The organism is Nitrosomonas sp., from assembly GCF_043753625.1.
In the GTDB taxonomy this organism is placed as follows: domain Bacteria; phylum Pseudomonadota; class Gammaproteobacteria; order Burkholderiales; family Nitrosomonadaceae; genus Nitrosomonas.
Window position 1 is genome coordinate 20,100 of record NZ_JAYUWI010000144.1, and the last position, 7,373, is coordinate 27,472.

Sequence of the window (7,373 nt, forward strand, 5' to 3'; positions counted from 1 at the left end):
TCTCAGTGGATTAATAGCTTGTTATAATCTGATTGTTTAGTTCTGATTACCTGGGTTTATTGTCTATCTTTGTGTAAACAAATTCAGAAAATAGTATAGATTTTTATCTATTTTCACTACTATACTGCCCCTTTCCAATTACAAATTATTACATGCGCGATTTTAAGCCTGGTCAGCGTTGGATTTGTGATGCTGATTTGCAATTGGGTCTTGGTACTGTTCAAACGGTTGAACACAGAATTGTCAGTATCAGTTTTAAGGCTGTCGGTGAAACTCGTTCTTATGCCAAACTTTCCGCGCCGCTGACGCGTGTTATTTTCAAAGCGGGCGATAGCATCAGCAGCCATGATGGTATTGTATTGAAGGTTATTCATGTCAAGGAGCGTGATGGTTTAATTGTCTACTCGGGTGAGCGCGAAGGGGGAGATCGGATTGAACTGGTCGAAGAACATTTAGCGCATCACCTGCAACTGAATCGCCCCTCGGAACGTTTATTTACGGGTCAATTTGATCGAGATAAATGGTTTCAGATTCGCTATCAATCTTTGCTGATACGTAACCAACTGGCCAACAAACCGCTGTATGGATTGGTAGGTACCCGCACCAATCTGATCCCGCATCAACTCTATATCGCGCATGAAGTTGCGCGCCGTTATGCGCCGCGTGTTCTGCTGGCTGACGAAGTGGGTCTGGGAAAAACCATTGAAGCAGGTTTAATACTTCACCAGCAATTGCTGACGGGGCGCGCCGAGCGCGTATTCATCGTTGTTCCGGAAACCTTGATTCATCAATGGCTGGTGGAAATGCTGCGGCGCTTCAATCTGCAATTCAGTATCTTCGATGAAGCGCGATGCCTGTCGTTGGAAGAAAGCGATGAACTGGAAAATCCATTTCAGAGCGAGCAATTGATCCTGTGCAGTCTGAATTTTCTATGCCAATACCCCAAACGCTTTCAAGCCGCGCTCCAGGGTAACTGGGATTTATTAGTGGTTGATGAAGCGCATCATCTGCATTGGTCTGAACAAGCCGTCAGTACGGAATATGCCATGATTGAACAATTGGCGGCCTGCACTAAAGGTGTGCTGCTACTAACCGCCACCCCGGAGCAACTGGGAAAAGCCAGTCACTTTGCCCGTCTGCGCTTGCTGGATTCACACCGCTTCAACAGTTTTTCTGCGTTTGTCGCCGAAGAGCAGTCGTATGAACCGATTGCTAAAGCCGTAGAAGCGCTGCTCGAAGATCAGGATTTGAACGAAGAAATCAAGCAAATCATCCTGACCACAACCGACCCCGCGCAATCGCAAGTATTGCTAGCGCAACTGCAAGATCACACAACCGATGCGCAGCAAATCCAGCAAGTCAGAAAAATGCTGGCGGAATTGTTGCTGGACCGGCATGGCACCGGGCGTATCTTGTTTCGTAACACGCGTGCAGCGATTAAAGGGTTTCCTGAGCGTAAACTCATCGCCAATCCGCTGGCGTTACCCGACGAGTATCAGCAGTGCCTGACAACTTTTGAAACAACCCATTTGTCCAAGCCGCAATTGTTGCTGTGTCCTGAATTGCTCTATCAGGTGCGATCCGAAGAAGACCAGCCGTATTGGACCGAAATCGATCCGCGCATTAGCTGGTTAAGCGCCACGCTCAAGCGGCTGAAGCCGGAAAAAGTACTCGTCATCACCGCCAATGCGCAAACTGCGCGGGATATCGCGCAGGCTCTCAAAGTCCTCACGGGGCAGCATATTCCGGTATTCCACGAGCGCATGAGTCTGATTGAACGCGATCGTGCCGCCGCGTTTTTTGCTGAAAAAGAGATGGGAAGCCAAGTCTTGGTCTGTTCGGAAATCGGCAGCGAAGGCCGCAATTTTCAGTTTTCCCATCATCTGGTGCTATTTGATTTGCCGCTGAATCCCGATCTGCTGGAACAACGCATTGGCCGGCTGGATCGTATCGGCCAGACGGAAACCATCCAGATCCATGTGCCCTATCTGGAAAACAGCGCACTGGCAGTGATGTTCCATTGGTATCACGCGGGTTTGAATGCGTTCGAGAAAACCTGCCCGGCGGGTCAAACCGTCTTTTTGCAAGCGCAAGACGCGCTCATCGCCGCGCTTCATCAGCGCCATGCTGATGTAGAAATGCTTTCAGAATTGATCGGTGCCACGCAATCGGCCAATCAGGCGATGAACGAGGCATTGGATCGCGGACGCGACAAGCTGCTGGAATATAATTCTTTCCGTCCCGCCGTTGCGGAAAAACTCTACCAGGAAGCGTGCGCTCAGGGCGATGATCCTGTACTGCCGCGCTATATGGAAACGGTTTTTGACTGCTGCGGCGTGCATATCGAAGACCACCGCGCCGGCAGTTTCCTGATCGAACCGAGCGAACACATGAGCATGCCGTTTCCCGGCTTAATGGACGAAGGTTCGGTGATTACGTATGCCAGAAACGTTGCGCTGGCCAATGAAGATATGTATTTCCTGACCTGGGAACATCCGATGGTCATCCATGCGATGGAACGAATCCTGAATCAGGAAACCGGTAACGCGGTGGTTTCTGCCATGAAACACAAAAAGGTACAACCGGGCACCTTATTCCTGGAAAGCCTGTTCGTGCTGGAGGCGAGCGGGCAACACGTGCAGCAAGGCAGTCGCTACCTGCCGCCCGCAGTGATTCGCATTTTGCTGGACGAGGATGGCAACGGCGCTCATCCGCACCTGGATCACGATGCGATCAATCAGCATTTGGCGCCGGTAGCGGCAGGCATCGCCAAGCAAGTGATCCAACTCAAAGAAGACTCGATCCGCGAGCTTTTGGTCGCGAGCGAACAACAAGCCAGCGCGCAAGCCCCGCAACTCATCGCCCAGGCGGAAGCGCGCATCCAGCAAACCTTCGCCCCGGAAATCGAACGCCTCAAGGCGCTGCAACAAGTTAACCCGAACGTGCGCGACGAAGAAATTCAATTCTTCGAACAACAACTGCAGCAACTGTCCGGCGCACTGAAATCAAGCAACCTGCGGCTTGATGCCGTGCGGGTGATTGTGGCGACGTAAATTCACCGGGAAGCGTATCTGTTTTTTTTGACGCATCATAAGGAATCGGCAGTGCAAAAAAAGCAACGTCAAAAGACGGATTCCCGCTTTCTCGGGAATGACGAGAGGGCCGGTAATATCGGCGAGAAGGCGGAATGATGGCTCCGGCCGTGTATTTGTTGGCCAGTCAAAGAAACGAGACGCTCTACATTGGCGTGACATCGAACCTGATACAGCGCATTTGGCAGCATCGTGAAGGCTTGGCGGAAGGCTTTACCAAAAAATACCAGGTTAAAACCCTGGTTTGGTATGAACAGCACGCTACGATGGAAAGCGCCATTGCCCGGGAAAAGGCATTGAAAAAATGGAACCGCGCCTGGAAATTGAGACTGATTGAAGAAACCAATCCGCAGTGGCGGGATCTCTGGCCGGAAATAAACGGAGAGACGGAACCCTAAGGAAACTCTGAATAACTCATGTTTGTCATTCCGAACAAAGTGAGGAATCTTTGTGAATCAACGTGATAGATTTCTCGCTACGCTCGAAATGACAGTTATTCAGAGTTTCCTTAACCTCTCCGTCCTTCTACTGCAACATTTCATCACCCCCCACACCCCTACAACTCGTCATCTCCGCACACATACCTCGTCATCCCCGCGAAGGCGGGGATCCAGAACCACCGAATGCGCTTCTCGACTGGATTCCCGCCTGCGCGGGAATGACGGAGAGAAAAGTAGTTGCCTCAATCACTGGCAATTTCCAGTGGCGGCAGGCCGTTGACGATTTTCATCGTTTCCAGGCTGACCGTCACCACACGCATAAACAATTCCAGCGGATAACGCGGATTACCCATCGTTTCGATGGCCCAATCGTTGGCGTCGTTGACAATGCCGCTGTCCTTGTCGGTTTTCACGCATTGGCGCTCTACTACCCAGTCCAGCGCGGGTTTACCGTTCACGATGTAGTCGTAGGCTTCGGGCGGGATGCCGCTGACGGTGATGTGCGCGTTGTAGATCAGCCGGGTCAGATCTTTTTTGCCATCGGTTTTCGGCACTTTCATCTTTTCCACGCGCCAAAAACCCTCCCACTCGCCATTCCCACGCTCATCATCGTCATTCCCGCGCAGGCGGGAATCCAACGGCTTGGGATCGCCAAGATTGAACACCTTTCCATCGGCGCTCAGCACCTTGGCACTCTGGTATATCGGCACGGTTTCATAATTCAGGTGCAGCTCGGCCAGCTTGCGTCCGGCTTGGGAGAACGCCCGGAAACCGGCGGTGGTTTTCACGCGAGGAATGCGCGGCAGTTCCTTGCTCAGGTTGTCGGCGTAGCGTTCGCGGTAATCCTTTGAGTGCAGCAGGCCATAGACGTAATAGAACACATCCTCCTTGCTGATGGTTTCACCCGGATAGGATGACTGGAAATGCGCCAGCCCTTCGTCGGTGATGGCATCGCGGCGCACATATCCGTCATTCCCACGCATATACCCGTCATTCCCGCGCCCATCATCGTCATTCCCGCGTAGGCGGGAATCCAGTGGTTTTGCTTCACTCCAGTCCAGCATGGATTGGGTTCCCGCCCGCGCGGGAACGACGGGATCGTAGAGGTACAGAGGGAAGCATTGTGCTCCTGCTTCCATAGAATTTAGATCAATGATATTTCCGCTAATCAAACCTTCAATCCTTTGCCACAACGGTGTCGTAAAGCCCATAGTGAGACAAGCCTTGGTGGCTCTCAATACTCGTATAGCGTAGCGAAAAGCGTCTTCGTAACGACGGAAGGCGAAGACGGCCTGGTTCATCTGCTCGGTGTTGAACACTTTGAGACGGACGAGCAGGTAGAAGTCCTTCACAGTCAAGCCAGTCACGGCCAAAAACAAGTCGGGTTCGAGTTTGGTGATGACATCCTGCAACGTGTTTTCGCGGAAATCGGTAAGGTACATAAACGCCGGAATGCGGGTTGCGAACTTGATCAGTTTCTCCTGAACCAGCTTGCGCTTGGATTTGTATTCCTTTTCCTCATCGGAGAGTTCTTTTTTCTCCTTCGACGTGAGTTCACCGTCCTTCGCCTTGTTCTTGAGGTCCTTGACCTTATCGCTCTTGTTGATGATGGTCTCGATGATGTTGTCGCCCAGCGCGCGCCAGCCCTCGATGCGCTCCACAGCGGCCATTGCCTCGGGGTTGTCCATGATGCGCCGGAGCGTGTCGTTATCCACGTTCACCAGTAGCGCGCTCTCCCATTTGCGCGCCAGCAGCGTGGCCGAGGTGCCCGCCATCGCAATGTCGAGGATGCCGCCAGCGTCGATCTGCGTCATGTTCGCGCCGTCGTAGGCCAGCACGGGCAGGAACGATACGAGCTCCTTGACCGCGTTCTCCGAGTTCGGCTCATTGGGAGACAGTCCGATTCCGTACTCCGAGAGTTGCCGCAGGGCGCGCGTGGGCGCGAAGTCGAACACGAAGCAGACGGGTTTGAGAATCTCTTCCTCGTTCGGGTTGTCGCCGTTGGGGTTTTTGATGGACCACGGCGACTGCACGCGAAACGCAGCCTGAAAATAGGTCTCGGGCGACTTGAGATTGCGTAGCATCAGGATGGATGACCACTGCGCCACGGTGACGCCAGTGGTGAGCTTGCCGCACGAAAGCGTGATGGTCTTGGTGTCGAATCCGCTGCCGATAGCTTTTCGCACTGGCGGCAGCGCTTCCAATCCGATTCCCGCCGAGGCGCCTGCGGCGACGGCCAACGTGTAGTCATGCCAGAAGACATTGTGCTTCTCGGCCAGCAGATTGGCCATTGCATGGCAGGCCGCGACGTTGGGCAGGAACCAGAACGAGTGCTGCAGGTAGGGCAGCAGGCGTACATCGGAATACGGAAAAGGTGGCCGCGTACCGGTCTTCAGGTGCTCGACCGATTTTTGGGCGTACCCCCCACAGACGTAATTGTTATTATCAGATGAGATGTGGTCAACAACTTGATCAGCACGATTTGCTAGCCACCCTCCAGCTACTGGATCTCAGGGCTTGGAACAAACAGCAGCAAATGCACCTTCAGGTAGCTTAGGAAATACAGCAGCTACAAATTCAGCATTTTAAATCTGGAAATCACCGCCTTTACCGCCTTTACCGCCTTTCAAAGTGTCAATCAGCGTTGAAAAGTGTCCACCTAACAGCGTCGAATAATATCCAGATATTTTGTAAGGTTATACTGTTTTAAGCTCTTTTTTTCGCTGCTTAAATCGGTAGGAATCATTACCTGTTTCCAAAATGTCGCAGTGGTGAGTAATCCGATCTAATAAGGCCGTCGTCATTTTGGCATCACCAAATACTTGCACCCATTCACCGAAATTAAGGTTGGTGGTAATGATGAGAGAAGTTTTTTCGTAGAGCTGGCTGATCAAATGAAATAGCAAGGTTCCGCCCGATTCAGGGAATGGTACCGGAACCACAACGACAACAAGCGATCCTGTACAGCCAGCATCACCCAATAAAACCGATCCATTAGAAATCAAGTTCGATACGGTCAACGACACGCCTTTAACTGAAAAGGTTGTTACCGCACCATTTACAACGACTTCATGGGGTTCTGGCGAATGTCCTCCCGACATTGCCATGAATCTGACACGCGGTAATTACTCAATCGATTCTCAGCCTTTTTGTGATTTCGCTATTTCCTTAAAACCCGTATTGCTCCTGGTTGCTGCGCTTGCAGGCGCTTACATTGTCATTACTTCTACGAGACCAACAGCATCATGAGTATTTTAACTGTTCCACTTGGTGCATTTCTTGAAGCCTTCGCGGCTCCCATTGTTCGCAAGGTTCTTGCCGGCCTGGGGCTGGGCGTTCTGGTTTTTACCATCATATCGACCACACTGGCGGCCTTGATTGCCATGGCTCAAACGTATTACGGCGGCATTACCGGCTTTGCTGCTGGAATCATTGGCCTTGCTGGATTCGGTGAAGCATTCGGCATTATTGCCGGTGCTTTGACTTTTAAAGCGGTTCTGGCCAGTGGTAAAGTCTTCGGGGTCGTATCATGACCATTACCTTATTGACTGCGGTACCCAGAACCGGAAAAACATCCTACGCTGTATGGGACATCATCAAGCCAGCCATAGAGGAAGGCAAGATTGTCTATGTTTGCGGTATTCCAAAACTACAACTGCCGCATATCAAAGTTGATCATGCTTGGATTCGCAAATGGCACGAGCGCAAATACTCAGAAAATCTCGAAGAAGATCAACTGGAACATAGGTTCTGTCGCATTAAGCGCAAAAATGCATATTTTGGATGAGCTGGCATGCCATCCCTTTAAACTAGACGGATTTATTCTGCCAGCGCATAAAAT

Annotated in this window: 6 protein-coding genes and 1 pseudogene; 5 read left to right on the forward strand and 2 right to left on the reverse strand. The window is 51.6% G+C overall.

What is annotated here, in order from left to right; all coding sequences use genetic code 11:
- Positions 1–152 precede the first annotated feature (152 nt).
- Both rapA and ACH10T_RS12355 read left to right on the forward strand, forming a co-directional pair.
- The gene (gene rapA / locus ACH10T_RS12350) at positions 153–3,053 is read left to right on the forward strand and encodes an RNA polymerase-associated protein RapA (protein WP_394809567.1); all 2,901 of its coding nucleotides are present in this window, start codon (positions 153–155) and stop codon (positions 3,051–3,053) included.
- Between the two features lie 137 nt (positions 3,054–3,190).
- Positions 3,191–3,490 (forward strand): GIY-YIG nuclease family protein, encoded by a 300-nt coding sequence (locus tag ACH10T_RS12355; protein WP_394809568.1) that lies wholly within the window; start codon positions 3,191–3,193, stop codon positions 3,488–3,490.
- A gap of 284 nt (positions 3,491–3,774) precedes the next feature.
- Here ACH10T_RS12355 and ACH10T_RS12360 read toward each other — a convergent pair whose 3' ends face one another.
- Both ACH10T_RS12360 and ACH10T_RS12365 read right to left on the reverse strand, forming a co-directional pair.
- On the reverse strand, positions 3,775–5,823 hold the full coding sequence (locus tag ACH10T_RS12360; protein ID WP_394809569.1) for a type ISP restriction/modification enzyme: 2,049 nt from the start codon (positions 5,821–5,823) through the stop codon (positions 3,775–3,777).
- Between the two features lie 405 nt (positions 5,824–6,228).
- Positions 6,229–6,465, reverse strand: a pseudogene (locus ACH10T_RS12365) (ATP-binding protein); the annotation flags it as partial.
- Positions 6,466–6,637: 172 nt separating this feature from the next.
- Here ACH10T_RS12365 and ACH10T_RS12370 point away from each other — a divergent pair.
- Genes ACH10T_RS12370 through ACH10T_RS12380 form a run of 3 tightly spaced genes read left to right on the forward strand, consistent with a single transcriptional unit; the run spans position 6,638 to position 7,319 of the window.
- The gene (locus ACH10T_RS12370; protein ID WP_394809570.1) at positions 6,638–6,781 is read left to right on the forward strand and encodes a virulence factor TspB C-terminal domain-related protein; all 144 of its coding nucleotides are present in this window, start codon (positions 6,638–6,640) and stop codon (positions 6,779–6,781) included.
- The gene (locus tag ACH10T_RS12375; protein WP_394809571.1) at positions 6,778–7,065 is read left to right on the forward strand and encodes a DUF2523 family protein; all 288 of its coding nucleotides are present in this window, start codon (positions 6,778–6,780) and stop codon (positions 7,063–7,065) included. Before ACH10T_RS12370 ends, ACH10T_RS12375 begins: the two co-directional genes overlap by 4 nt.
- Positions 7,062–7,319, forward strand: a complete 258-nt coding sequence (locus ACH10T_RS12380; RefSeq protein WP_394809572.1) for a zonular occludens toxin domain-containing protein — start codon at positions 7,062–7,064, stop codon at positions 7,317–7,319. The genes ACH10T_RS12375 and ACH10T_RS12380 overlap by 4 nt, the downstream gene beginning before the upstream one ends.
- Positions 7,320–7,373: the final 54 nt, after the last annotated feature.

Bases quoted from the DNA above. Each gene is read 5' to 3' on its own strand.
- rapA (WP_394809567.1), top strand. From the start codon at position 153: ATGCGCGATTTTAAGCCTGGTCAGCGTTGGATTTGTGATGCTGATTTG.
- ACH10T_RS12355 (WP_394809568.1), top strand. From the start codon at position 3,191: ATGGCTCCGGCCGTGTATTTGTTGGCCAGTCAAAGAAACGAGACGCTC.
- ACH10T_RS12360 (WP_394809569.1), bottom strand. From the start codon at position 5,823: ATGGCCAATCTGCTGGCCGAGAAGCACAATGTCTTCTGGCATGACTAC.
- ACH10T_RS12370 (WP_394809570.1), top strand. From the start codon at position 6,638: ATGAATCTGACACGCGGTAATTACTCAATCGATTCTCAGCCTTTTTGT.
- ACH10T_RS12375 (WP_394809571.1), top strand. From the start codon at position 6,778: ATGAGTATTTTAACTGTTCCACTTGGTGCATTTCTTGAAGCCTTCGCG.
- ACH10T_RS12380 (WP_394809572.1), top strand. From the start codon at position 7,062: ATGACCATTACCTTATTGACTGCGGTACCCAGAACCGGAAAAACATCC.